This window comes from Kitasatospora aureofaciens (assembly GCF_019192735.1).
GTDB classification, from domain to species: Bacteria; Actinomycetota; Actinomycetes; order Streptomycetales; family Streptomycetaceae; genus Kitasatospora; species Kitasatospora aureofaciens_A.
This window is the reverse complement of sequence record NZ_JAHTKP010000001.1, coordinates 408,949-432,163: the sequence shown is the minus strand read 5'-3', so window position 1 is coordinate 432,163 and position 23,215 is coordinate 408,949. Positions and strand designations below refer to the sequence as shown.

The 23,215-nt window shown below is 73.6% G+C and carries 22 protein-coding genes; 15 read left to right on the top strand and 7 right to left on the bottom strand.

Annotated elements, in window-relative coordinates; all coding sequences use genetic code 11:
- Positions 1-23: 23 nt before the first annotated feature.
- The 7 genes from KV557_RS01885 to KV557_RS01855 all read left to right on the top strand — a co-directional run bounded on the left by KV557_RS01885 (position 24) and on the right by KV557_RS01855 (position 5,374).
- Positions 24-449 (top strand): J domain-containing protein, encoded by a 426-nt coding sequence (locus tag KV557_RS01885; RefSeq protein ID WP_218197767.1) that lies wholly within the window; start codon positions 24-26, stop codon positions 447-449.
- A complete protein-coding gene (locus tag KV557_RS01880; RefSeq protein ID WP_218197766.1) occupies positions 446-1,138 on the top strand; it encodes a nucleotide exchange factor GrpE in 693 nt (230 codons plus the stop codon). The genes KV557_RS01885 and KV557_RS01880 overlap by 4 nt, the downstream gene beginning before the upstream one ends.
- Before the next feature lie 27 nt (positions 1,139-1,165).
- A complete protein-coding gene (locus KV557_RS01875) occupies positions 1,166-3,733 on the top strand; it encodes an Hsp70 family protein (RefSeq protein ID WP_218197765.1) in 2,568 nt (855 codons plus the stop codon).
- Entirely contained in the window at positions 3,730-4,059 is a 330-nt protein-coding gene (locus tag KV557_RS01870) for a hypothetical protein (RefSeq protein ID WP_218197764.1), read from the top strand. The genes KV557_RS01875 and KV557_RS01870 overlap by 4 nt, the downstream gene beginning before the upstream one ends.
- 9 nt (positions 4,060-4,068) lie before the next feature.
- Positions 4,069-4,683, top strand: coding sequence for a 2'-5' RNA ligase family protein (locus KV557_RS01865; protein WP_218197763.1), 615 nt, complete (start codon positions 4,069-4,071; stop codon positions 4,681-4,683).
- Between the two features lie 93 nt (positions 4,684-4,776).
- Positions 4,777-5,013 carry a chaplin gene (locus KV557_RS01860; protein ID WP_218197762.1) on the top strand — a complete coding sequence of 79 codons (237 nt, stop codon included), beginning with the start codon at positions 4,777-4,779 and terminating at the stop codon, positions 5,011-5,013.
- A 115-nt stretch (positions 5,014-5,128) separates the two neighbouring features.
- Positions 5,129-5,374: a DUF6059 family protein gene (locus KV557_RS01855; RefSeq protein WP_218197761.1), complete on the top strand. Its 246-nt coding sequence runs from the start codon at positions 5,129-5,131 to the stop codon at positions 5,372-5,374.
- Between the two features lie 25 nt (positions 5,375-5,399).
- On the opposite strand, the gene KV557_RS01850 is transcribed toward KV557_RS01855, so the two are convergent.
- Together KV557_RS01850 and KV557_RS01845 are read right to left on the bottom strand one after the other, a co-directional pair.
- Positions 5,400-6,740, bottom strand: coding sequence for a cation:proton antiporter (locus KV557_RS01850; RefSeq protein ID WP_218197760.1), 1,341 nt, complete (start codon positions 6,738-6,740; stop codon positions 5,400-5,402).
- 76 nt (positions 6,741-6,816) lie between these two features.
- Positions 6,817-8,061 (bottom strand): FAD-dependent monooxygenase, encoded by a 1,245-nt coding sequence (locus tag KV557_RS01845; RefSeq protein WP_218197759.1) that lies wholly within the window; start codon positions 8,059-8,061, stop codon positions 6,817-6,819.
- Between the two features lie 292 nt (positions 8,062-8,353).
- Between KV557_RS01845 and KV557_RS01840 the strand changes: the two genes are divergently transcribed.
- The 4 genes from KV557_RS01840 to asnB are packed head-to-tail and all read left to right on the top strand — an operon-like array spanning position 8,354 to position 12,966.
- Complete coding sequence (locus KV557_RS01840; RefSeq protein WP_218197758.1) at positions 8,354-9,634, top strand: beta-ketoacyl-[acyl-carrier-protein] synthase family protein; 1,281 nt, start codon at positions 8,354-8,356, stop codon at positions 9,632-9,634.
- Entirely contained in the window at positions 9,631-10,836 is a 1,206-nt protein-coding gene (locus tag KV557_RS01835) for a ketosynthase chain-length factor (RefSeq protein WP_218197757.1), read from the top strand. The genes KV557_RS01840 and KV557_RS01835 overlap by 4 nt, the downstream gene beginning before the upstream one ends.
- Before the next feature lie 43 nt (positions 10,837-10,879).
- Positions 10,880-11,134, top strand: coding sequence for an acyl carrier protein (locus tag KV557_RS01830; protein ID WP_218197756.1), 255 nt, complete (start codon positions 10,880-10,882; stop codon positions 11,132-11,134).
- Positions 11,135-11,136: 2 nt separating this feature from the next.
- Complete coding sequence (gene asnB, locus KV557_RS01825) at positions 11,137-12,966, top strand: asparagine synthase (glutamine-hydrolyzing) (protein ID WP_218197755.1); 1,830 nt, start codon at positions 11,137-11,139, stop codon at positions 12,964-12,966.
- Here the strand turns inward: asnB and KV557_RS01820 are convergent.
- Positions 12,950-13,447, bottom strand: a complete 498-nt coding sequence (locus KV557_RS01820) for a MarR family winged helix-turn-helix transcriptional regulator (protein ID WP_218197754.1) — start codon at positions 13,445-13,447, stop codon at positions 12,950-12,952. The genes asnB and KV557_RS01820 overlap by 17 nt on opposite strands.
- A gap of 172 nt (positions 13,448-13,619) precedes the next feature.
- Here KV557_RS01820 and tcr3 point away from each other — a divergent pair, with 172 nt between their 5' ends.
- Together tcr3 and ctcQ are read left to right on the top strand one after the other, a co-directional pair.
- Positions 13,620-15,155 carry a tetracycline efflux MFS transporter Tcr3 gene (gene tcr3, locus KV557_RS01815; RefSeq protein ID WP_218197753.1) on the top strand — a complete coding sequence of 512 codons (1,536 nt, stop codon included), beginning with the start codon at positions 13,620-13,622 and terminating at the stop codon, positions 15,153-15,155.
- A 178-nt stretch (positions 15,156-15,333) separates the two neighbouring features.
- Positions 15,334-15,909 (top strand): flavin reductase CtcQ, encoded by a 576-nt coding sequence (ctcQ, locus tag KV557_RS01810; RefSeq protein ID WP_218197752.1) that lies wholly within the window; start codon positions 15,334-15,336, stop codon positions 15,907-15,909.
- A 113-nt stretch (positions 15,910-16,022) separates the two neighbouring features.
- Here the strand turns inward: ctcQ and KV557_RS01805 are convergent, their stop codons facing one another.
- The 3 genes from KV557_RS01805 to KV557_RS01795 all read right to left on the bottom strand — a co-directional run bounded on the left by KV557_RS01805 (position 16,023) and on the right by KV557_RS01795 (position 20,308).
- Positions 16,023-17,690 carry an NAD(P)/FAD-dependent oxidoreductase gene (locus KV557_RS01805; RefSeq protein ID WP_218197751.1) on the bottom strand — a complete coding sequence of 556 codons (1,668 nt, stop codon included), beginning with the start codon at positions 17,688-17,690 and terminating at the stop codon, positions 16,023-16,025.
- A 17-nt stretch (positions 17,691-17,707) separates the two neighbouring features.
- Complete coding sequence (locus KV557_RS01800) at positions 17,708-18,745, bottom strand: methyltransferase (RefSeq protein ID WP_218197750.1); 1,038 nt, start codon at positions 18,743-18,745, stop codon at positions 17,708-17,710.
- A 90-nt stretch (positions 18,746-18,835) separates the two neighbouring features.
- Positions 18,836-20,308 carry an FAD-dependent monooxygenase gene (locus KV557_RS01795; protein ID WP_256176766.1) on the bottom strand — a complete coding sequence of 491 codons (1,473 nt, stop codon included), beginning with the start codon at positions 20,306-20,308 and terminating at the stop codon, positions 18,836-18,838.
- 170 nt (positions 20,309-20,478) lie between these two features.
- Between KV557_RS01795 and KV557_RS01790 the strand changes: the two genes are divergently transcribed.
- Together KV557_RS01790 and dapC are read left to right on the top strand one after the other, a co-directional pair.
- Entirely contained in the window at positions 20,479-20,946 is a 468-nt protein-coding gene (locus KV557_RS01790) for a PPOX class F420-dependent oxidoreductase (protein ID WP_218197749.1), read from the top strand.
- Positions 20,943-22,034, top strand: a complete 1,092-nt coding sequence (dapC, locus tag KV557_RS01785) for a succinyldiaminopimelate transaminase (RefSeq protein ID WP_256176765.1) — start codon at positions 20,943-20,945, stop codon at positions 22,032-22,034. Before KV557_RS01790 ends, dapC begins: the two co-directional genes overlap by 4 nt.
- 128 nt (positions 22,035-22,162) lie before the next feature.
- Here the strand turns inward: dapC and KV557_RS01780 are convergent, their stop codons facing one another.
- Positions 22,163-23,203, bottom strand: coding sequence for a methyltransferase (locus tag KV557_RS01780; protein WP_218197748.1), 1,041 nt, complete (start codon positions 23,201-23,203; stop codon positions 22,163-22,165).
- Positions 23,204-23,215 lie beyond the last annotated feature (12 nt).

Genomic DNA, 23,215 nt, shown 5'->3' with positions numbered 1-23,215 from the left:
GTCGAAGGAGAGCGACCCTCACCATGCCACTGCACGAACCGTCGCCGTACGAGGTCCTGGGCGTTCCGCCCACCGCCGGGGTGCGCGAGATCAACCTCGCCGTGGGCCCGGCGATGCGCGCGGCCCGGTACACCCGCCAGCAGATCCAGGACGCCGCCGCCCTGCTGCGAAACCCGGACAAGCGGCTGGAGTCGGACCTCCAGCAGCCGCTCCCGCCCGAGCCCGTCGATCAGGCCGTCGGACTGCTGACGCCGGTGCTCGCCGATCCGCTGCTGGTCGTCGAGCGTCCCCAACTGCCGCCCGCTGCTTCCTTCCTGGCCGTCCACCGCGCGGAACTGGCGGCCGACTTCGCCGAGCCCGCCCCGGCCGGGGCCGACCCCGAGCCGCCCGTCCCCGCCCGCTTCGCCGCCGACCTGTCCGTGCTGCCGCAGATCGAGGTTCCGGAATGACGACGACCCACCCGCCGAGCCATGAGCCGCCCGTGCCGCTGCCCGTGCCGCAGCGTGCCCTTGAGCTCGATCTCGGCCAGGCGTTCAGCCAACTCCTTTTCCGTTCATCCCTGTTGGAGCGCAAGCGGACCGAGGAGGCGCAGGCCGCCCGGGCCACGCAGCGGGACCTGCTCGGCGTCCTGGTCGAGGTGGACGACGCACTTGCCGCGCTCGGCCTGGACGCGGAGCTGGTCCACCTGGGCCGGGGCGCCGGGATCGAGGCCACCCGCCGCCGCCTGCTGGGCCGGCTGGCCAAGGCCGGGGTGCGGCCGATGCGGCTGGAGGGGCTGGCGGCGGATCCGGCGCTGACCGAGATCGTGGGCATCGAGGCACGGCCCGGGGTGGCGCCGGAGACGGTCGTGCAGACGGTGGTCACCGGGTTCTTCTGGGGCGACGAGGTGCTGCGCCGGGCCCAGGTGGTGGTTGCCGCACAGGCGCCCGAAATCGAGGCCGAGGACGTCGTGATGGTGCTTGCACCGGAGCCGAAGCCCGAGGAGCCCGTAGCGCCTGAGGAGCCTGAGGAGCCCGAGGAGCCCGCCGGCCCGGAAGCCGCCGCGCCCGCGGTCCCCGCACGGCCGAAGGCGCCCCCGGCCCGGCCCCGGCGGGGCGGCGCGCCCTCGGGCGGCCGGCGCAAGCGGAAGAAGAACTAGGACCACGAGGGGCAAGAGGGGAACGGCATGTACCGCACACTCGGCATCGACCTGGGCACCACCAACTCGGTGGTGGCCCACCTCCGCCGGGGCGAGCCGGAGATCATCTTCAACCGGCAGAACCAGGAGGCCACGCCCTCCGTCGTCGGCACCGGCCGCAAGAGCGAGCTGCTGGTCGGCTCCACCGCGCGCAGCCGCACAGCCATCGACGGCGCGAACGTGATCCGCTCGGTCAAGCGCTTCATGGGCCGCAAGTTCAAGGACCCACAGGTCCAGGCGGCGCTCAAGGAGGTCGACTACAAGGTCACCGCGGGCACCGACGGCGACGTCAACGTCTGGTTCAACGGCCGTTCCTACACGCCGATCGAGATATCCGCGATCATCCTGCACCGCCTCAAGGAGGACGCCGAGCAGCGCTTCGGCGAGCCCTTCCACCGGGCCGTCATCACCGTCCCCGCCTACTTCGGCGAGCGGCAGGTCGCGGCCACCCAGGAGGCGGGCCGGATGGCCGGCCTGCACGTGCTGCGGATCATCAACGAGCCGACCGCCGCCGCCCTCGCGTACGGGATCACCTCGGAGGCGGGCGACGAGGGCCGGACCGTCCTGGTCTACGACCTCGGCGGCGGCACCTTCGACATCTCCATCCTGCTGCTGGTGCCCGGCTCGGTGTCGGTGCTCGGCATCGAGGGCGACAACCTGCTCGGCGGCGACGACTTCGACCGCGCGATCACCACCGCGCTGCTGGACGACATCCGGGAAGAGTACGGCTCCGACTACCAGCCGGACCTGCGGGACCGCCCGAAGATCGCTTCCACCGCCGAGACCATCAAGATCGAACTCTCCCACCAGGAGTCCTCCGAGGTCATCCTCCCCGGCCTCGGCGCCGGCCAGTTGGTGCTGGAGACGGAGTTCGAGCGGGCCCGCTTCGAGGAGCTGATCGAGGCCCAGATCGAGCGCACCATCGAACTGACCCACAAGGCCATCATGCAGGCCAACCTCACCGTCGCGGACATCGACGAGGTGGTGCTGGTCGGCGGTTCCACCGCCATCCCGCTGGTGGCCCGGCGCCTCGGCGAGGTCTTCGGGCCCCGCCGGATCCGCCGAGGCGTCAACCCGATGCAGTGCGTGGCGCTCGGCGCGGCCGTGCAGTCCGCGCTGGTCGGCGAGGTGGAGTGCCCCGAGTGCCGGGCACCGGGGGACCTCTCCGCCTCGGCCTGCGCCAACTGCGCCACCTCGCTGCTCGGCGGCCCCCGGATCTCCTGCCCGGGCTGTCACATCCCGGTGGACGCCTCGTCCGCCGGCTGCCCCAAGTGCGGTCAGGCGCTGGTTGGTTCGGGGGCGGCACCCGTCCCGTCCCAGACCGCCACGGTCGTCCGCACCGACAACTGCCCGCGCTGCGGCACCCCGGCCGCCCCCGGTGTCACCGCCTGCGAACTGTGCGGCGAGGCCCTCAACTCCGCCGCCCCCGGCCACACCAAGGTAGCCGGGGCGGCCACCACCGCCGCCGAGGACGTCGGCCTGCGCTGCGCCGCCTGCGGGGTGGTCAACCCGCCGGGCAGCGAAGAGTGCCGGAGCTGCGGGGAGTTGATGCAGGTCACCAACCCCTTCGACATCACCCCGAAGAACCTCGGCATCGAACTCAACGACGGCCGGATGGCCGTCATCATCCCCAAGAACACCAGCTACCCGACGAGTTCACCGGTCAGCCGGGAGTTCGTCGTCTCCGGCAGCGGCCGGCAGCGGCTGGAGGTCGCCGTCTACGAGGGCGAGCACGAGATCGCCCAGCAGAACGAGCTGATCGGCCACCTCACCACCCGCATCCCCGCCGGCCTCGGCGGTCGGATCCCGGTGGAGGTCTCGTTCGGCCTCGACCGGGACCGCACCATCACCCTGTCGGTGCGGATCCAGGGCGGCGGCGAGAAGACCGTCAAGCTGGAGCGGGTCACCCTCGACCCCGAGCTCAAGGTCCAGGTCGAGGAGCAGCAGCGGCAGATCGAGACCTTCACCGACCGCTGGGGCGGCGAACTCACCGAGGCCGAACTCCGCGAGGCGCAGCGCCTGATCGACACCCTCGACGAGCTCGCCGCCGGCCAGACCCGCGGCCGCTCGGTGGACGAGGCGCTGGAGCGGGCCCAGCGCCAGCTCAAGGCCCAGCGCTGGGTGCGCGGTTCGGAGGCGTACCTGAGCCTGTTCATCCACTACTGCGAGAAGCACCTCGACCCGAGCGACCTGGACCGGCTGCGGGCGGTCGCCGCCGAGCTGCGGCTGCGCCGCGAGGCGGCCGACTGGGAGGGCGCGATGCGCGCCGCGCACCGGGCGGACGAGCTGTGCGACTCGCTCGGGCACACCTTCCGGATGCTCACCATGTGCAACGTCTACGTCAACCAGAACCTGGTCTCGCCGGCCCTCGCCCAGCGGATCATGGCCGAGCTGCGCGGGCTGGACGCGGCGGTCGAGTCCGCCAACATGGAGGCCGCCAACCGGCACAACTCGGCGCTGCTGGAGCTGTACGCACAGGCGCAGCGGGAGCTGGGCAACGACCCGACGCCGGAGTCGCTCGGCCCGGTCCGCCCGGAGGAGGCCGGTCCGCGATGACATCCGACGTTCCCCTGATCGCTCCCGCGAGCGTTCCCCCGGCCGTTCCCCCGATCGAGGTGCCCTGCCCGCAGTGCGCCGTCCGGGCCGACCCGGAGAGCCTGCGCTGCCCGTCCTGCCGGGAGGACCTGGCCGCGCTGGTCCGGCTGCGCTACGCCGGGCGGATCGACTACAACGAGGCGGTCGCCGCCGTCCGGGCCGGGGACGACCCGGCGGCGCGGGTGCTGCTGCGCCGCGCCCTGGCGGCCGAGCCCGGCCTGCAACCGGCGCGGGAGCTGCTGGCCGTGGTGGAGGCGCGGCTGGGTGCTGGGTCGGGTGGTACGTAGCCTGGCCTTATGGACGACGGGACGGCGGCAGGCGAGGGCGACACGTGGCCTGCCGCCGTCCTGGACCTCGCCCCCACCCCCCGGACGGCCGTCGCCTGGCTCCCGCCGGACGAGCTGTGGCCGTCCATCCAGGCCATCCGTCTGGAGCACGACCCGCAGATCCGCCGGTGGCCGCCGCACGTCAACCTGCTCTTCGGGTTCGTCCCCGAGAGTGAGTTCGGCCGGGCGGCCCCGCTGCTGTCCGCCGCCGCGGCCCGTTCCCGGCCGTTCACCGCCCGCCTGAGCGGCGTCCACAGCTTCCGTCACCGCGCGTACTCGACCGTCTGGCTCGACCCGGCCGCCGCGGGCGCCGCGCCCTGGGCCCGGCTGTACGCGGACCTCCTGGAGCGCTTCCCGCGCTGCCGCGGCCACGCGGCCGGCTTCACCCCTCACCTGTCACTCGGTCGGACGCACCACCCGAAGCAACTCGCCGCCGAGTGCGCGGCCCGGCTCGGCGCACTGTCCGCGCAGGTCAGTGGCCTGGTGCTGCTGTCCCGACGGGGCGCGGGCCCGATGCTCCCGCGCGCCGCCGTCGCCCTGGGCAGCGGCGCCGTGACGTGGGCGGGCGACACGCCCTCCGACTGACCAATCCCGGCGTTCCCCGCCTCGCGTCGAGTGAGATCGGGTGCGAGTGTGATCGTCACACGGAACTTCGCCACCCTCACAAGGAGTGACGCAATGCGTATTCGCACCACCCTCGCCGCCACCGCCGTCGCCGCGGTGTGCGTGCTCGCCGGGGCCGGCACCGCCGCCGCCGACGCCACCGCCAACGGCACGGCCTTCGGCTCGCCGGGTGTCCTCTCCGGCAACCTGATCCAGATTCCGATCGACCTCGACCTCAACCTCTGCGGGAACTCGATCAACCTGATCGGCATCGCGAACCCGGCCTTCGGCAACACCTGCATCAACAGCTGACCCGGTACCGGTGCCCAGGGGCCGCTCGTCGAACCTCGGCGAGCGGCCCTTCGCCGTGTCCCGGGCATCCGGTCGGCTCGAACGGCGCTTCAGGGCCGGCCGCCATGCTCGGCGGATGCGTGAAGCGAGCGGATGGTGCCGCGGCCTGCTGGGCGGGTTCCTGCGGGGACTGTCGGTGCTGGGACAGATGGCGGGCTACGCGGTGCCGGTGGACGAGCCTGTGCTGGTGGACGAACCCGAGCGGGACGGCCCGGCGCCCGGGCATCCGGAGCGGCTGCGCCCCGACGTGCCGCTCAGCCCGGTCGAGCGGGCGCTGCGGCGGCAACTGCGCGGCGTCGCCGGGTGGACGGAAGCGCCCTGACCCGGGGACGTCGGGTCGGCGTGCGTCAGGACGGCGTGCGCGATGCCCCCGCGGGCGCGGCCGACGGGGTCGGGAGCGCGGCGGACGCCCCGGTGCGCACGGCGGTGCGCGCCAACAGCGGCCCGGTCATCAACGTGGTGACGAGGGCCATGACCACCATGGCGCTGAACATCCGGGTGTCGATCACCCCGAGCCGGTGGCCCACGTTCAGGATGACCAGTTCGGTGAGGCCCCGGGCGTTGAGCAGGATGCCGAGCACGGTCGCCTCGCGCCGGGTCGAGCCGGTGAACCGGGCGGCGGCGACTGCGCCGACGAACTTGCCGGCGCACGCCGTCACCAGCACCGCGGCCACGACGACCAGGCCGCGCAGCCCGAGACCGGTGAGGTCGACGGCGAGACCGGTCACGGCGAAGAAGGCCGGCAGCAGCAGGAGGCCCGCCTGCTCGATGCGCTCCGGGACCTCGGGCGCGACCGCCTCGACCCGGTCCCGGGGCACCGCCGCGCCGAACATGAAGGCCCCGAAGACGGCGTCCAGACCGATCCGGCTGGTGACCCAGGCGGTGAGCAGGGTGCCGGCGACCAGGACGGCATGGACCCACGGCTCGCCGAGCGGACGGCGGCGCCCCGGAGCGAGCAGCCGGGCGAGGCCGGGGCGGACGAGGCCGGCCAGCACCAGAACCACCACCGCCGTGCCGAGCGCCGGCCGTCCGAGCGACCAGAGGCTCCGGGCCTGTACCACGGCCACCACCACGGCCAGCGCGCACCAGGCGAGGAAGTCCTGGAAGGCGGCGCAGGCCAGCGAGAGGCTGCCGAGCGGGTCGTGCTCCATCCGCCGCTCGGCGATGATCCGGGCGAGCACCGGGAAGGCGGTGATCGACATCGCCGCGCCCAGGAACAGCGCCGGTCCGAGCCGGCCGTCCGTCGCCAACTGGGCGGTGTCGAACCAGGGGTAGAGCGCGACCGCCAGCCCCGCGCCGAGCGCGAACGGCAGCGCCACCGAGCTGAGCGACACCGCCGTCACCCGGCGCCCGACCCCGCGCAGATGGCCGACGTCGAACCGGAGCCCGACCGTGAACATGAAGAGGACCAGGCCCAGTTGGGACAGCACCCGCAGGTACGGCTGGACCTCGGACGGGAACAGGGCGGCGTCCGGATGGCCCGGCAGCAGCCCGAGCAGGCTGGGCCCGAGGGCGACCCCGCCGACGATCTCGCCCATGACGGCCGGCTGCCGCAGCCGCTGGGCGATCCGCCCGCAGAGGAAGGCGGTGCCGAGGATGACGGCGAGGGCGAGCAGCACCCCGCCCGCTGTCGTCGACTCGCCGGCGGCAGCAGCCAACTCGTACGGATGATAGGGAAGTTCGGTCATCGGCGGCACAGGGATCGGCCCTTTCGAGGGGCGCGCCGTCGCGCGCGGAGTCCGGTCGGGTACGGGAAGGCGCGGGTCACCGCTCGGCCCCGGCGAGCAGGTCGGTGCGGAGGCGGACGGGGGCGGTGCCGAAGGCGATCCGGCGCAGCATGGCGCCGTAGAGCGGGGTCCTGGACATCAGCGCCGCCGCCCGCGGGCGGAGCGTCGAGGAGAACCGGCCGGTGGAGAGCATCATGCGGCTCTGGACCCGCTGGATCCGGGTGATCCGCTCCACCTCGGGCCGGCGCAGCTCCGCGTAGCGGCTCAGCCGGCCCGCGCCCGCGTCGCCGCTGCGGACCGCCTCGACCAGAACGGGGTGGGCCGCCACGGCGTCCCGGATGGCCAGGTTGATGCCCTGGGCGCCGATCGGGCTGTGGGTGTGGGCGCTGTCGCCGATCAGCAGCAGGCCGTCGCGCACCCACTGCTCGGCGCTGCCGGAGAAGACGTCCAGCAGGGACAGGTCGGCGAACCCGGTGATCTCCGCCCGGATCCGGTCGGCGAACTCCGGTGCAGAATGGCAGAGTTGCTCGACGATGTGGCCGATGCCGCGGTCGGCCAGGCGGCGGAACCCGCCGTGCGGGAGGGTCCAGCCGAGCTGGAGCGCGTCCGGCACCGAGCGGTAGCTCAGCACCGGGTTGCCGCCGGCCCGGAAGACCCGGACGTCGCACGGGCGGCGGGAGTCCGGGCGGGGCGGTGCGGACAGCCGGAACCAGAGGACGTCCTGGCTGAACAGCTCCTGGCGCCGGTAGCCGATCCCGGCGAGGGAGCGGACCTTGGAGTACCGGCCGTCCGCGGCGACCACGCAGCGCGCCCGCACCACCAGCGCGGGCGCGTCGGCCGCCCCGCCCGCGACCACCCCGCGGACGGCGCCGCCCTCCTCGACCAGTGCGGTCGCCCTGGCGCCGGCCACCTGGCGGAACCCGTCGTACCGTTCGCAGGCGGCCAGCAGCTCGGCCAGCAGGTGCCGCTGCGGCAGGCTCAGCAGGCAGTTGTACGGCCCCGGCAGCCGGCGGTAGTCGCCGTCGATGAGGATCCGCCCGTGCTCCTCCAGCAGGAACCGGTCGTGCTCGACGGCGCCGCGCTCCCGGGCCGGACCGAGCACGCCGAGCTCGTCCAGCAGCGCCTGGCCGCCGGGTTGGAGGATCTCCCCGCGGTACGTCCGGTCCAGCGAGCGGCTGCGCTCCAGCACGGTGACGCGGAGGCCGGAGCGGACCAGCAGCAGGGCGAGGGTCAGGCCGGCCGGCCCGCCGCCGACCACGCAGATGTCGGTGTTGATGTCCATGCGGCCAGACGCTAGGCAGCGCCCCTCAACGCCGGTTCGCGCCGCCTTCCCGCGGCGGTGACCGCACCGATGACCGCACCGGTGGCTGCGCAGGTCGGTCGCCGCGGCCGGTCGCGCCCGGTGGACGGCGGCTCGAAGCCCCCGCGAACGCCGGCCAGGACGATCTGATCCGGCTCAAGTCCCTGCCGCATCGGAGCGTGCGGGCAGGGCGGGACAGGGCAGGGCGGACGGACCGGACAGGAGGCGGGCATGTCGTCGGAGACCAGCAGGGAGACGAACAGGGGGAGCAGCGGTGGCAGTTGACAACGGTCGACGGCGCGTGGTGGTGACCGGGATCGGCGTGGTGGCGCCCGGCGAGGCGGGCACCAAGGCGTTCTGGGACCTGCTGACGGCGGGCCGGTCCGCGACCCGGACGATCTCGACCTTCGATCCGACGCCGTTCCGGTCCCGGGTCGCCGCCGAGTGCGACTTCGACCCGGAGGCCAGCGGCCTGACGCAGCGTCAGATCCGGCAGTGGGACCGGACCGCGCAGTTCGCGGTGGTCGCGGCCCGCGAGGCACTGGCCGACTCGGGGGTCTCGGGGGTCAACGACCCGGTCCGGACCGGGGTGATGGCCGGTACGGCCTGCGGGATGACGATCAGTCTGGACCGCGAGTTCGCCGTGGTCAGTGACGAGGGCCGCAAGCACCTGGTGGACGACGCGCACGGCGTGCCCTACCTCTACGACTACTTCGTGCCGTCGTCCATGGCGACCGAACTGGCCTGGCTGGTGGAGGCCGAGGGCCCGGTGGGCGTGGTCTCGACCGGGTGCACCTCGGGGATCGACGTGATCGCGCACGCCTGCGACCTGATCCGCGACGACGCGGCCGACGTGATGCTGGCCGGCGCCTCGGACGCGGCGATCTCCCCGATCACCGTGGCCTGCTTCGACGCGATCAAGGCGACCACCCCGCGCAACGACGAACCGGAGAGCGCCTCGCGTCCGTTCGACCTGACCCGCAACGGCTTCGCCCTCGGCGAGGGCGCGGCGATGTTCGTCCTGGAGGAGCGGGAGCACGCGCGCCGGCGCGGTGCGCACATCTACGCCGAGGTCACCGGCTACGCGGGGCGCTGCAACGCGTACAGCATGACCGGGCTGCGGGTGGACGGGAACGAGATGGCCGAGGCGATCCGGGTGGCGCTCGACCGCAGCCGGATGAACCCCGAGGACGTCGGCTACGTCAACGCGCACGGCTCGGCGACCAAGCAGAACGACCGGCACGAGACCGCCGCGTTCAAGAAGAGCCTGGGCGACCACGCCTACCGGGTGCCGGTCAGCTCGATCAAGTCGATGATCGGGCACTCGCTGGGCGCGGTGTGCGCGCTGGAGTTCGCCGCCAGCGCGCTGGCGATCGAGCACTCGGTGGTGCCGCCCACGGCCAATCTGCACGTGCCCGACCCCGAGTGCGACCTGGACTACGTGCCGTTGACGGCGCGGGAGCAGCGGGTGCCCACGGTGCTCAGCGTGGCCAGCGGCTTCGGCGGCTTCCAGAGCGCGATCGTGCTGGCCGGGCCGGAGTGGAGCGGGGCATGACCGAGGTGGTGGTGACCGGGGTCGGCGTGGTGGCGCCGAACGGCTGGGGCGTGGAGGAGTACTGGGCGGCCACCCTGGCCGGCCGCTCCGGCCTCGGGCCGCTCACCCGCTTCGACTCGTCGGGGTACCGGGCGCACGTGGCCGGGGAGGTGAACTTCACGCCGGAGGACCACCTGCCGGGCCGGCTGCTGCCGCAGACCGACCACATGACCCGGCTGGCCCTGGTGGCCGCGGCGGAGGCGCTGGCCGACGCCGGGGCGGACCCGGCGGTGATGCCGGACTTCTCCGCCGGGGTGGTCACCGCGGCCTCGGCGGGCGGCTTCGAGTTCGGCCAGAAGGAGCTGCGGGCGCTGTGGAGCAAGGGCCCGGCCTATGTCAGCGCCTACCAGGCCTTCGCGTGGTTCTACCCGGTCAACACCGGGCAGATCTCGATCCGGCACGGGATGCGCGGCCCCGGTTCGGCGCTGGTGGCCGAGCAGGCGGGCGGTCTGGACGCATTGGCCAAGGCGCGCCGGCACGTCCGCGAGGGGACCGCGCTGATGCTGGCCGGCGCGGTGGACGGCTCGCTCTGCCCGTGGTCGTGGCTCTGCCTCACCCGCAGCGGCACGGTGAGCCCCCGGCGGGACCCGCGCCGGGCCTTCCTGCCGTTCGACGCCGACGCCTCCGGCGGGGTGCCGGGGGAGGGCGGCGCGCTGCTCGTCCTGGAGGCCCCGGAGCGGGCGGCCGAGCGCGGTCAGCACCGCCACTACGGGCGGATCGCGGGCTACGCGGCCACCTTCGACCCGCGGCCGGGCTCGGGCCGTCCGCCCGGGCTGCGGCGGGCGATCGACACGGCGCTCGCCGACGCCGGGCTCGGCCCGTCCGACATCGACGTGGTCTTCGCCGACGCGAGCGGGGTGGCCGAGCAGGACCGGGCCGAGGCCGAGGTGCTGAGCGCGGTGTTCGGCCCGCGCGGGGTGCCAGTGACGGCGCCCAAGACGATGACCGGCCGGCTGCTGGCCGGCGGCGCCCCGCTGGACGTGGCGGCGGCGCTGCTGGCCCTGCGGGACGCGGTGATCCCGCCGTCCGTCCACATCGCACAGCCGGCCCACCGGGACCTCGACCTGGTGCGGGACCGGCCGCGGCCGGCCCGGCTGACCAGCGCGCTGGTCCTGGCCCGCGGGCACGGCGGCTTCAACAGCGCGCTGGTGCTCACCCGTTGACGACTTTCCGAAACCACCGACCCGACCACTGTGAGGAACTGTCATGGCAGAGTTCACCCTTGACGACCTGATCGCCGTGCTCAAGGAGGCCGCGGGCGCCGACGAGGGCGTCGACCTCGACGACATCCTGGACGTGCCCTTCACCGACCTGGGCTACGACTCGCTCGCCCTGTTCAACACCGTCAACACCATCGAGCGGGACCGCGGGATCGCGCTCCCGGACGAGACCGTGGTCGAGGCCACCACCCCGCGGCTGCTCCTGGACGCGGTCAACCGCGGCCTGGCCAAGGCTGCTTGATCATGTGCGGAATCGTGGGGGCGGTCGACTTCGACACCCCGCCCGAGCACCGCCGGGAGCTGCTCCGGGCGATGACGGACACCATGGCCTGCCGCGGGCCGGACGCCGAGGGGCTCTGGTTCGGCCCGTCGGCCGGCCTCGGCCACCGGCGGCTGGCGGTGATCGACCCGGAGCACGGGCAGCAGCCGATGACCGCCTTGCACCAGGGCCGCGGCGCGGCGATCACGTTCAGCGGGGAGGTCTACAACTTCCGCGAGCTGCGCGCCGAACTCGCCGCGCACGGGCACCGGTTCGAGACCGCCTGCGACACCGAGGTGGTCCTGCGCGGCTACCTCCAGTGGGGCGCCGCGCTGGTGGAGCGGCTGAACGGGATGTACGCCTTCGGCATCTGGGACGAACAGGCCGAGGAACTGCTGCTGGTCCGGGACCGGATGGGCGTCAAGCCGCTCTACTACTGGCCGACCGGCGCCGGCGTGCGGTTCGGCTCGGAGCCGAAGGCGGTGCTGGCCGACCGCGCGCTGCCCCGCCGGGTCGGCGCGGAGGGGCTGTGCGAGGTGCTGGACATGGTGAGGACGCCGGAGGCGGCCGTCTTCGCGGGGCTGTCCGAGGTCCGCCCCGGCCAGCTGGTCCGGGTCGGGCGCGGCGGGGTGCGCCGGCACACGTACTGGCGGCTGGAGGCCAGGGAGCACACCGACGACCTGCCGACGACCATCGGCACCGTCCGCGAGCTGCTCGCCGACACCGTCACCCGCCAGCTGGTCTCGGACGTGCCGCTCGGCACGCTGCTCTCCGGAGGCCTGGACTCCTCGGCGGTGACGGCGCTGGCCGCCCGCTCCGGGCCGGTGCGCTCGTTCTCGGTGGACTTCCGGGGCGCGGCCGACGGTTTCGCCTCCGACGCCGTCCGGCCGGAGGCGGACGCGCCGTACGTGCGCGAGCTCGCCCGGCACGTGGGCGCGGACCACCTGGAGGTGCTGCTGGACAGCCCCGGGCTGACCGACCCCGCGGTGCGGGCCGCGGTGCTGCGGGCCACGGACCTGCCGCCCGCGTACTGGGGCGACATGTGGCCCTCGCTGTACCTGTTCTTCCGTGAGGTGCGGGAGCACGTGACGGTGGCCCTGTCCGGTGAGGCGGCGGACGAACTGTTCGGCGGCTACCGGTGGTTCCGCAACCCGCTGGCCCTGCGCGCCGCCACCTTCCCGTGGCTCACCGCCGGTTCGGCGCGCTACTTCGGCGGCAGCTCGCTGTTCCAGCCGGGCCTCCTGGACAAGCTCGACCTGGACGGGTACCGGGCCGCCCGCTACGCCGAGGCGCTCGCCGAAGTCCCGGTGCTGCCGGGGGAGTCGGGCGACGAGCGGCGGATGCGCGAGATCGGGTACCTCAACCTGACCCGGTTCGTGCAGACGCTGCTCGACCGGAAGGACCGGATGAGCATGGCGGTCGGCCTGGAGGTGCGGGTGCCGTTCTGCGACCACCGGCTGGTGGAGTACGTCTTCAACGTGCCGTGGGCGATGAAGAGTTTCGACGGCCGGGAGAAGAGCCTGCTGCGCGCGGCGGTGGCCGACCTGCTGCCGCGCTCGGTGGCCGAGCGGATGAAGACCCCGTACCCGGCCACCCAGGACCCGGGCTACGAGGGCGTCCTGCGGGCCGAACTCGCGCGGGTGCTGGGCGACCCCGACGCCCCGGTGCTCCCGCTGCTGGACCTCGACCGGGCACGGGCCGTGGCCGGCCGCGCGACCGGTTCGGTGAGCCGGCCCTACGACCGCGGCAGCCTGGAGCTGGTGCTGTGGCTCAACTCCTGGCTCGCCGAGTACGAGGTCACGCTGGATCTGTGACCCCGGCGGCGTCCGCGCCGCCGGTGGCCGACGCGGGCAGCCCGTCGGCGAGCACCGCCCGAAGGCCACGCAGCAGCCGCAGCGTGGCCTTCAGGTCGTCCGGGTCGAGGCCACCGGCGAGGTGCTCCATCCAGTGCCGCTCGGCGGGCTCGATCCGGGCGAGGGCGTCGGCCCCCTTGGCGGTCAGGGAGACCAGCGGGGCGCGCCGGTCGGCCGGGTTGGGAGACGTGCTGACCAGGCCCTCCTCGACCAGCTTGACCACAACCTGCTGGACGGCCTGCCGGCGCAGTCCGCGCTCGCGCGCGAGGTGCGCGGCGCTCTGCGGCCCGTCGTGCAGCAGGCCGAGGACCTGCCACCGCGCGGAGGTGAGCCCGAACCGGGCGGACAGCGCGTCGCCCGCGCGCAGCAGGCCGCCGTTGACGGCGAACAGTTCGGTGGTGATGTCACTCAAGGTCTCGGCCGAGGGGGAGAGGTCGGTCATGGGGGCAGCCTAACCGCAGCCCGTCCGGGGTTTCGGCAAGAACTTGTCATTCCGCTCCGGTACCCACTACTCTCAATTCGACAAGACCTTGTCAATTTGGTGGGTCGCGCGGGATGCGCGCCGCCGGCCGGTCCCCCCGGCCGGCCGACCGGAACCGCTGGGAGAAACAGGAATGGCAAACGCCGCCTCGCACACCGACGAGGCCGCCCCGGACCAGGCCGACGGCCCCGCCGGCTTCACGCACCGCCAGATCATCACGGCGCTCTCCGGGCTGCTGCTGGCCGTGCTGCTCGCCGCGCTCGACCAGACCATCGTCTCCACCGCGCTGCGCACGATCGGCGACCAGCTGCACGGGCAGACCGTCCAGGCCTGGGTGATCACCGGCTACCTGGTCAGCTCCACGATCGCGATGCCGTTCTACGGCAAGCTGTCCGACATCTACGGCCGCAAGCCGCTCTATCTCGCGGCGATCGTGGTCTTCATCATCGGTTCGGCGGCCTGCGCGCTGGCGAACTCGATGGAGACGCTGGCCGTCGCCCGGGTGGTCCAGGGCTTCGGCGGCGCCGGGCTGATGTCGCTGCCCACGGCCGTCATCGCCGATCTCGCCCCGGTGCGTGAGCGCGGCCGCTACTTCTCGTACCTGATGATGGCCTGGGTCGCGGCCAGTGTGCTCGGTCCGCTGGTCGGCGGCCTCTTCGCGGGCGCCGGCGAGATCCTGGGCGTGACCGGCTGGCGCTGGGCGTTCCTGATCAACCTGCCGCTCGGCCTGGTGGCGCTGCTCAGCGTGCGCAAGGCGCTCAACCTGCCGCACCAGCGGGTGGACCACCCGATCGACTACCGGGGTGCGCTCGCCCTGGCGCTCGGCCTGGTGCCGCTGCTGATCGTCGCCGAGGAGGGCCTCGGCTGGGGCTGGGGATCGGCGCGTTCGCTGGCCCTGTTCGCGCTCTCGCTGGTCGGCCTGGTGCTGTTCGTGCTGGCCGAGCGGGCCCGCGGGCTGGAGGCGATGGTCCCACTGCGGCTGTTCCGGCGCGGCGGGATCACCCTGGCCACCGCCGTCAACTTCACCATCGGGGTGGGCATCTTCGGGACGGTCTCCACGCTGCCGCTCTTCCTCCAGCTGGTGCAGGGCCGCAGCGCCACCGTCGCCGGGCTGGTGATCATCCCGGTGATGACCGGGGCGATCGTTTCCCAGACGATCTGCGCCAAGATCATCAAGAAGTGGAACCGGTACAAGAAGCCCGCGATCGTCGGCCTCGGGTCGATGGCCGGCGCGCTGCTGTCGCTCTCCGCCACCGGGGCGGACACCCCGCTGTGGGTGATCGTGCTGATCGCGGCCTGGCTGGGCTTCGGCATCGGTCTCTCCCAGACCGTCATCACCCTGGCCATCCAGAGTGCGGCGCCCAAGTCCGAGCTGGGCGTGGCCAACGCGGCCTCCGGCCTGTTCCGCCAGCTCGGCGGCACCACCGGTGCGGCGGTGTTCATGTCGGTGCTGTTCGGCGTCGCCGCCGGCCGGATCGACGGGGCGGGGGACGGTGCCGAGGCCGTCCGGCAGGCGCTCTCCGACCCGGACTCCACCGGCCGGCTGACCGCCTCGGCGCTCGACGCCTTCGGCGCGGGCTTCAGCACGATGTTCCTGGTCGGCGGTCTGATCCTGGCGGTGGGCTTCGTGCTCACCTTCCCGCTGCGGGAGCTGCGCGACGAGGAGTGACCGCGCGCACCCGCACCCCCTGAACCGCGTACCCCCGGTCGCCCCCGTGCCGGGGGTACGCGCTTTTCCGCCGCCTGCTGGGCAGTTGACCCGGCGGTTTCGCCCGACGACGGCCCGGCGGCGGCTCGAAGGCGCCCCGCGAGCATGGGGGCACCGACCCGCCGAGAGTGGAGGACCGATGCCCCCCGCACCCCTGCCCCTGCCGCTGGACCTGGCCGACGGCCTGGTGGACGGCCCGACCTTCCTGTCCATCATGGGCGCGCTGCCCACCGGGGTGACCGTGGTGACCACCCTGGGCCCGGACGGCGAGCCGTACGGGCTGACCTGCTCCGCCGCGTGCAGCGTCTCCAAGACCCCGCCCCTGCTGCTGGTGTGCATCCACCGGGAGAGCCGGGTGCTGAAGGCCCTGCTGGAGCGCGGCGAGTTCGCCGTCAACGTGCTGCGCGGCGGTGGCGAGTCCACCTCCGCGCGGTTCGCCTCGCCGCTCGACGACCGCTTCCGGGACGTCCGGTGGGAGCCCGGCAGCTCCGGCGGCCTGCCGGTGATGCCCGCCGACGTGGTCGCGCACGCCGAATGCCGGGTCGCCGCGGCGGTGGAGGCGGGCGACCACACCATCGTGCTCGGCGCGGTGGTGGCCGGCGGCCCCCGGCCCGAGGTGCCCAGCCCGCTGATGTACTGGCGCCGCTCCTACGCCCGCTGGCCGGTGGAGGAGGACCCGGGGACCGCCGCCCTGACGCTGGCGGCCGAGGGCTGACCGGGCCGTACGCGCAACGACGGCGAGGGCCGCGTCCGGGGAACGGCTCCCCGGACGCGGCCCTCGCCACTTCCCGTCGCTACGGCCTGACTCGCATCACGGTTTGACCCGCATCACGGCTTGACCCGCATCGCCGCCCTGACCTCCTCGGCACTGGCGGCCAGCAGTTCGCGGATCTCCGGGCGGGGGTGGCCGGTGGCCCACTCCGCGATCCGGACCATCTTGTCCGCCGTCGGGTTGATGTGGTGGGTGTCGGGGTCGTTGAAGCCCAGCGCGGGCAGCATCCAGTCCGACTCGCGCACCCGCTGCTCCAGCACCGCCGCGGCCGCCTCGGCCGTCGTCCGCCCCGCGTCCACCGCCTCGCACAGCTCGGTGAGCTCGTCGAACGCCTCCTTGTAGAAGTCGAGCGGGCACCACAGCCCGGGGTACGGGTTGTCGTCCAGCGCCTGGCAGTACGTGTCGTCGCCGGTCTCCTTCGTCCTGGTCAGCGCGTTGAGGATCCGCTTGCCGCCGATCACGCTGGCCGAGGCCCAGATCCGGAACACTGAATTCCATAGTGGGTAGTGCGAGAAGGAGATGAAGGAGTTGTTGACCAGCTTGTCGTTCCAGTCCAGCAGGCCCTGCTCCAGCCGCTCCACGTAGCCGAACCGCTCGACCGCGAAGTCGTCCTCGCGCAGCGCCGCCATCAGCCGCCAGGACAGCGCGTTGATGATCTCGCAGGTGTTGGACAGCCCGCGGGAGAACAGCGGGTCGATGAAGCCGGCCGCGTGCGACATCAGGCACCAGCGCTCGCCGACCGTGCGGGTCGACGAGTACTGCATCCGGTCCGTCCGGACCCACTCGCGCACGCTGCGGGCGCCCTTCAACTGCCGCTGCACCGCCGGGAATCGGTCCACGTGGGACCAGAACTCCTCCTCGGCCGTGAGGTCGGTCCGGGCCGGGTACGTCCGCGGGTCGAGCTGGATGCCCACGCTGCACAGCGGGTTGGTGGCCCCCGGGTGGTTGTTGAACGGGATGATCCACATCCAGCCGCGCTCGAAGATGTGGTGCATCGTCCCGTCGTTCCAGGGCACCGGCGGGCGCAGCTCGGCGGGGGTGTCCACGTGGTCGTCGATCGCGTCCACCCCGACCATGTGGGTGAAGATCGAGCGGGCGTGGTGCTTGAGCCGGCTGGGCTCCTCCCGCAGCTCCAACTGCCGTGCCAGCGGCGAGCGGAAGCCGCTGGCGTCGACCAGGTAGCGGGCCCGGATCGTGCTGCCGTCCGCGCCGGCCACGGTGACCCCGGCGTCGTCGAAGTCGATCCGCTCCACCCGGTAGTACTGCCGCGCGTCGCAGCCGTAGCGCACGGCGGCGTGGAACATGTAGGCGTCGGTGTCCTGGCGGAAGAAGTGGGCCGCGTTGCCGACGATCGCGGGGATGCGGAACTGGCTGGTCTGCTCCGGGTCCGGCTCCTCGCCGTCCTGGTGGAACATGAAGCCGAAGTTGCTCTTCTGCCCGTGCGCGCTGCTGACGTTGGCCAGCACGTCCTGGAAGCTCGCCAGGTTGGCGATCTCCGGCACGCCGTACCGGTCCGAGATCAGCCGCAGGACCACCAGCGTCTGCCCGATGGTCGACTCGCCGACGGCGAACCTGGGGTGGTGGGCGCCGTCGAGCAGCATGACCCGGAAGCCGTGCTTGGCGAGGATCGAGCCGAGCATCGTGCCGGACAGGCCGGTGCCGACGATGACGACGTCGTACGGCTGTCCGGGCTGTCCGGGCTGCTCCCCCTGGTGCGTGGTCATGAAGAACTCCCTTCCGGTCAGGCGGACTTGACGCCGATGGCGAAGTGGTCCCGGGTGATGGTGTCGGACGCGGCGATCCGGTCGACCGTGAAGCCGGCCTCCACCAGGTAGTCGCGGGCCTGCTGGAGCGAGTAGGCACCGGCCTCGTCCCGGATCATGGTGTGGTTGATCCGCTGGAGGAGGACCTCCGGGTCCCGCTCGTCCGGGTCGATCATGGCGTCGTACAGCACCACGAGTCCGCCCGGGCGCACCGCCTTGTGGGCGCGGCGCAGCAGCTCCCTGCGGTCGGCGACCGGCCAGTCCGGCAGGACGTGGCCGAAGATCACCACGTCCGCCTCCGGCAGGTCGGTGGCGAAGAAGTCGCCGCCGTGGAAGGCGACCCGGTCGGCGGTGCCCGCCTCGGCCACCAGCTCGTCGAAGAGCGGGCGCAGCGCCGGCAGGTCGAAGACCGCGCCGCGCAGGTGCGGGTGGGCGGCGGCGATCCGGGAGGCGACGTTGCCGCGCCCGCCGCCGACGTCCACGAAGGAGGTGTACTGGCTCCAGTCGATCGCGCGCGCCAACTCGTCGGCGGTGAAGCCGTTGTGGGCGTCCATGTGCAGCATGATCTGCCGGGCGCGGTCGAGGTCCTCGTACTGCGTGGGGTAGGCAAGCTGGCCCTGCGCGGCCACGGCCGACTTGGCCTTGCCGTCGCGCAGCGCGTCGGTCAGCTGCGCCCAGGCGTGGTAGTGCAGCCGGGCGTGCTGGCGGGCGGTGCCGCCCAGGTAGGTGGGGCTGCCGGGGAGCAGGAACTCCCGTGCGAGCGGCGCGGCTTGGTAGCGACCGTCCTGCTCGTCCAGCAGGCCGAGGCCGGTCAGCGCGTCCAGGAAGTCCTTGAACAGCCGGTGCTGGACGCCCAGTTCGGCGCGGATCTGCCCGACGTCGGCGGAGCGGTCGGCGAGCAGCTCGAAGAGGCCGAGCTCGACCGCGCTCTGCAGGGCCTTCGCCTGGAAGTAGGCGGTGTTGAGCGCGACGATCCGGCGCGCGCGGGCGGCGGCGCTGTCGGTGGTCGGTGTCATCGTGCGTCCTCTCTCGGTGAGTCGGTGTGGTGAGGCGGTGAGCCGGTGTGGTGAGCCCGTGGGTCGGTGTGGTCAGGTGAGCCGGTGTGGTCAGGCCGCCGCGCCGAACCAGGTGGCCGCGGCGTGGTGGAGCTCGTCGTGGCGGGCGGGGTCGCCGGCCCAGGCCACGTAGCCGTCCGGGCGGATCAGGTACGCGGTGGCCGGCTCCGGTCCCCCCGCCTTGGTGGTCAGGGTGTCCACCCGGTCCGCCCAGGCGGCCAGCGGGGAGACGGCCGGGGCCGGCTCGGGGAGCAGCAGCAGGCCGCGGGCCCGGGTGAAGCAGTCGCTGATCCGCCGCGGGCCCTCGGCGGTGAGCAGCTCGGCGTCCGGCATCCGGCGTCCGGTGAGCGGGTGGTCGCCGGTCCGGTACGTGACGTCGAAGCCGGAGAGCATGCCCGCGATGTGGCGGTTGGTGTCGGGCAGGGCCATCAGCTCGCGGAAGGTCTGGCGCAGCGCGTCGTACCGGGGGTCCGGGTCGATCAGGACGGCCTGGGTGCGGGTGTTGCGCACCACGCCGTCGGCGACCGGGCGGCGTTCGCTCTGGTAGCTGTCGAGCAGGTCCTCGGTGCACCGGCCGCGCGCCACCGCGGCGAGCTTCCAGCCGAGGTTGACCGCGTCCTGGACGCCGAGGTTGAGCCCCTGGCCGCCGGCCGGCAGGTGGATGTGCGCGGCGTCGCCGGCCAGCAGCACCCGGCCGCGCCGGTAGGCCTCGGCCAGCCGGGAGACGTCGGTGAGCCGGGACAGCCAGGTGACGTCGTGCATCCCGTGGTCGCTGCCGGTGTGCTCGATCAGCGCCGCGCGCATCTCCTCCTCGGTGACCGGCGCGTGCCGGTCGGGGAAGGGCTCGCCGAACCAGGCGACCGTCGCCCGGTAGACGCCGGGTTGGTGCTGGAACGCCCCGAACCAGGACCGCCGTTCGGGGTTGACCAGGCCCACCGGGCGCATCGGCCCCAGGCCCTCGCCGCGCGGCAGGTCGCCGCTGAAGCGCATGTCGCCGATGAGCGCGTACATCTGCGGGTCCTGGCCGGTGAATCCGATCCCGGCCCGCCGGCGGACGGTGCTGCCGCCGCCGTCGCAGCCGACCAGGTAGCGGGCCCGCAGGCGGCCGGTCCCCGTCTCGACGGTCACCCCCTCCTCGTCCTGGGCGAAGCCGGTGACGGCCGCGCCGCGTACGATCCGTACGCCCAGCTCGACGGCCCGCTCGGCGAGCAGCTCCTCGGTGCGCAGCTGGGGCACCAGCAGCACGTACGGGTGGCGGGTGTCGAACTCCTCGAACCGCATCGGCACGCCCAGGCTGGCGAAGTTGCCCCCCTGGAGCACGCCCGCGCCCTCCTTGAAGCGGTCGAGCAGCCCCCGCAGTTCGAGCAGTTCCACCGTGCGGCCCTGCATGCCCATGGCCTTGGAGTGCTTCTCCGGCTCCTTGCGGCGCTCGACCACCACCGTCCGGGCCCCGCCCAGCGCCAGCTCGCAGGCGAGCATCAGGCCGGTCGGCCCCGCCCCCGCCACCACCACATCGCAGTCCAATACGACCTCCGGTCTCGGTCCGGTACGACGGGCTCACGCTGTCAGCCGGGATTCGAGCCGGAGTCCAGCGGCGATCGCCGCCCGTGCGGCCGGCACCAAGGCGGCTCGAAGCGGCGTGCCTAGCGTCGGCAGGGCCCCTGACCCACCTGACCCACCGACAGAGGACAGCCATGCCATTCACCGCGAACGAGGCCGCGTACCTGGCCTCGCAGTCGCTCGCCCGCCTGGCCACCGTGGACGGCCGCGGGCAGCCGCACGTCGTTCCCCTGGGCTTCCACTACAACGCCGGGCTCGGCACGGTCGACGTGACCGGGCGCGGCATGGCCCGGAGCCTCAAGTACCGCCACGTCCAAGCCCATCCGCGGGTCTCGCTCGTGGTGGACGACGTCGTGGACGCGGAGCGCTGGGTCGTCCGCGGGATCGAGATCCGGGGCACCGCGGTGGCGCTGCCCCGCGGCGGCAAGGAGATCCTGCCGCACGTCGACGACGAGCTGATCCGGATCACCCTGGAGCGGATCGTCTCCTGGGGCATCGACTCCGACTGCCAGGCGCCGCCGCTGGCCCGCAACGTCGGGAACAGCGGGAACAGCGGGAACAGCGGGAACAGCGGGAACGTCGGGAACGGGGTGCGGGCATGATCGAGCGGCTGCCGAAGTTCCCCTGGGACGTCCTGTTCCCGTACCGCAGGCGCGCGGCCGCCCACCCCGACGGGTTGGTCAACCTGGCGCTCGGCGACCCGGTCGACCCGACCCCGCCCGCCGTCCGCGCGGCCCTCGCCGCCGCGGCCGACGCCCCCGGCTACCCGTCCACCGAGGGCACGCCCGCGCTCCGGGCGGCCGCCGCGGCCTGGCTGCTGCGCCGCGAGGGGGTGACCGTCGAGCCGGACGCCGTGATCCCGGCCGTCGGCACCAAGGAGCTGATCGCCTGGCTGCCCACCATGCTGGGACTGGGCCCCGGCGACATCGTCCTCGTCCCCGAACTCGCCTTCCCCACCTACGAGGTGAGCGCCCGGCTGGCCGGCGCCAAGCTGGTCCGGACGGACTCGCCGCTGACCTATGACGGCCCCGCCCCCCGGGTGCTCTGGCTGAACTCCCCGTCCAACCCGGAGGGCCGGGTGCTCGGCACCGCCGAACTGCGCGCGATCGTCGCCTGGGCGCGGGAGCAGGGCACCCTGGTGGTGAACGACGAGTGCTACCTGGACCACGTCTGGGAGGGCGGGACCCGCTCGGTGCTGCACCCCGAGGTCAGCGGCGGCAGCCACCGGGGCGTGCTGGCCGTGCACTCGCTGTCCAAGCGGTCGAACCTGGCCGGCTACCGGGCGGGCTTCGCCGCGGGGGACCCGGACGTCATCGCCACGCTGCTGGAGGTGCGCAAGCACGCCGGCCAGATGGTCCCCGCCCCGGTGCAGGCCGCGATGGTGGCCGCGCTCGGCGACGACTCCCACCTGGCGCAGCAGCGCGAGCACTACGCCCGGCGGCGCGCGGTGCTGCGGCAGGCCCTGGTGGACAACGGCTTCCGGATCGACCATTCGGCCGGCGCGCTGTTCCTCTGGGCAACCAGGGACGAGCCGTGCTGGACGACCGTCGGCGCGCTGGCCGACCTCGGGATCCTGGTGGCGCCCGGGGAGTTCTACGGTGCGGCGGGTGCGCGGCACGTCCGGGTGGCCGTCACCGAGACCGACGAGCGGGTCGAGCAGGCGGTGAAGCGGCTCGCCGAGGGCTGCTGACGTACGGACCTCGCCCCGCCGGCCGCGCGCCGGCGGGGCGTCGTGCTGTGTCGTCCTGTCTGTGGGGGGCGCCGAACCGCCGCTGCCCCCGAACTCGTCCGGGGGCAGCGGCAGTTGCAGTGGCGCGGTCAGCCCGTCCGCTCCGGGACCACGCTCTCGACCAGGTGCAGGTACGAGTTGACCGGGCGGACCTCGGCCCCGGTCAGACCCGCCTCCTCGAACAGCGCGACCAGCCCGGCCGTGGTGTGCTTGCGGCCGCCGACGTTGAGCAGCAGCAACAGGTCCATCGCGGTGGTGAACCGCAGCTCCGGACTGCCGTCCACCAGGTTCTCGACCACGATCACCCGGCTGCCCGGCCCGGCCGCCCGCACCACGTTGCGCAGGGTCAGGACGGTGCTCTCGTCGTCCCACTCCAGGATGTTCTTCAGCAGGTACACGTCGGCCGCGACCGGGATCTCCCGCCGGCAGTCGCCGGCCAGCAGCGTCGCGCGGTCGGCGAGCGCGCCGCCGGGCCGCAGCCGCGGGTCGGCCCCGGCCACCACCTCGGGCAGGTCCAGCAGGGTGCCGCGCAGCCCCGGGTGGCGCTCCAGCAGCGTGGCCAGGACGTGCCCCTGGCCGCCGGCGATGTCCACCACCGTACCGACGCCGCTCAGGTCCAGCCGGTCGGCCAGCGCGAGGGCGGAGAGCCGGCTGGACTGGGTCATCGCCCGGTCGAAGACCGCGGCCGACTCCGGCGCGTGCTCGTGCAGGTGGTCGAAGAAGTCCATCCCGTGCAGCTCGGGGAAGACCGCCTTGCCGGTGCGCACCGCCTCGTCGAGGTGCCCCCACAGCTCCCAGGTCCACGGTTCGGTGCCCCAGAGCACCATGTCCTTGAGGCTGCGCGGGGTGTCCTCGCGCAGCAGCCGGGAGGCGTCGGTGTGCGCGTACCGGCCGTCGGGCTGCTCGGCGAACACGCCGTAGCAGGTCAGTGCGCGCAGCAGCCGCTGCAGGGTGTCCGGGTCCGCGTTGACGGCCCGGGCCAGCTCGGCCGCGCCGGCGGGCTCCTCGCCGAGCGCGTCGGCCAGGCCCAGCCGGGCCGCCGCCCGGACGCCGGCCGCGCCGGCCGCGCTCAGCGCGAGCTCGCGCAGCCGGACCACCGGCTGCGGGATGATGTCGCCGCTCGTCGTCATGGTCCGCTCCTC

Excerpts from the sequence above, each read along its gene's own strand:
- dapC (WP_256176765.1), top strand. The coding sequence starts at position 20,943 with ATGATCGAGCGGCTGCCGAAGTTCCCCTGGGACGTCCTGTTCCCGTAC.
- KV557_RS01850 (WP_218197760.1), bottom strand. The coding sequence starts at position 6,740 with ATGACCGAACTTCCCTATCATCCGTACGAGTTGGCTGCTGCCGCCGGC.
- tcr3 (WP_218197753.1), top strand. The coding sequence starts at position 13,620 with ATGGCAAACGCCGCCTCGCACACCGACGAGGCCGCCCCGGACCAGGCC.
- KV557_RS01870 (WP_218197764.1), top strand. The coding sequence starts at position 3,730 with ATGACATCCGACGTTCCCCTGATCGCTCCCGCGAGCGTTCCCCCGGCC.
- asnB (WP_218197755.1), top strand. The coding sequence starts at position 11,137 with ATGTGCGGAATCGTGGGGGCGGTCGACTTCGACACCCCGCCCGAGCAC.
- KV557_RS01845 (WP_218197759.1), bottom strand. The coding sequence starts at position 8,061 with ATGGACATCAACACCGACATCTGCGTGGTCGGCGGCGGGCCGGCCGGC.
- KV557_RS01805 (WP_218197751.1), bottom strand. The coding sequence starts at position 17,690 with ATGACCACGCACCAGGGGGAGCAGCCCGGACAGCCCGGACAGCCGTAC.
- KV557_RS01835 (WP_218197757.1), top strand. The coding sequence starts at position 9,631 with ATGACCGAGGTGGTGGTGACCGGGGTCGGCGTGGTGGCGCCGAACGGC.
- KV557_RS01875 (WP_218197765.1), top strand. The coding sequence starts at position 1,166 with ATGTACCGCACACTCGGCATCGACCTGGGCACCACCAACTCGGTGGTG.
- KV557_RS01780 (WP_218197748.1), bottom strand. The coding sequence starts at position 23,203 with ATGACGACGAGCGGCGACATCATCCCGCAGCCGGTGGTCCGGCTGCGC.
- KV557_RS01820 (WP_218197754.1), bottom strand. The coding sequence starts at position 13,447 with ATGACCGACCTCTCCCCCTCGGCCGAGACCTTGAGTGACATCACCACC.
- KV557_RS01885 (WP_218197767.1), top strand. The coding sequence starts at position 24 with ATGCCACTGCACGAACCGTCGCCGTACGAGGTCCTGGGCGTTCCGCCC.
- KV557_RS01830 (WP_218197756.1), top strand. The coding sequence starts at position 10,880 with ATGGCAGAGTTCACCCTTGACGACCTGATCGCCGTGCTCAAGGAGGCC.
- ctcQ (WP_218197752.1), top strand. The coding sequence starts at position 15,334 with ATGCCCCCCGCACCCCTGCCCCTGCCGCTGGACCTGGCCGACGGCCTG.
- KV557_RS01880 (WP_218197766.1), top strand. The coding sequence starts at position 446 with ATGACGACGACCCACCCGCCGAGCCATGAGCCGCCCGTGCCGCTGCCC.
- KV557_RS01860 (WP_218197762.1), top strand. The coding sequence starts at position 4,777 with ATGCGTATTCGCACCACCCTCGCCGCCACCGCCGTCGCCGCGGTGTGC.
- KV557_RS01865 (WP_218197763.1), top strand. The coding sequence starts at position 4,069 with ATGGACGACGGGACGGCGGCAGGCGAGGGCGACACGTGGCCTGCCGCC.
- KV557_RS01855 (WP_218197761.1), top strand. The coding sequence starts at position 5,129 with ATGCGTGAAGCGAGCGGATGGTGCCGCGGCCTGCTGGGCGGGTTCCTG.
- KV557_RS01790 (WP_218197749.1), top strand. The coding sequence starts at position 20,479 with ATGCCATTCACCGCGAACGAGGCCGCGTACCTGGCCTCGCAGTCGCTC.
- KV557_RS01800 (WP_218197750.1), bottom strand. The coding sequence starts at position 18,745 with ATGACACCGACCACCGACAGCGCCGCCGCCCGCGCGCGCCGGATCGTC.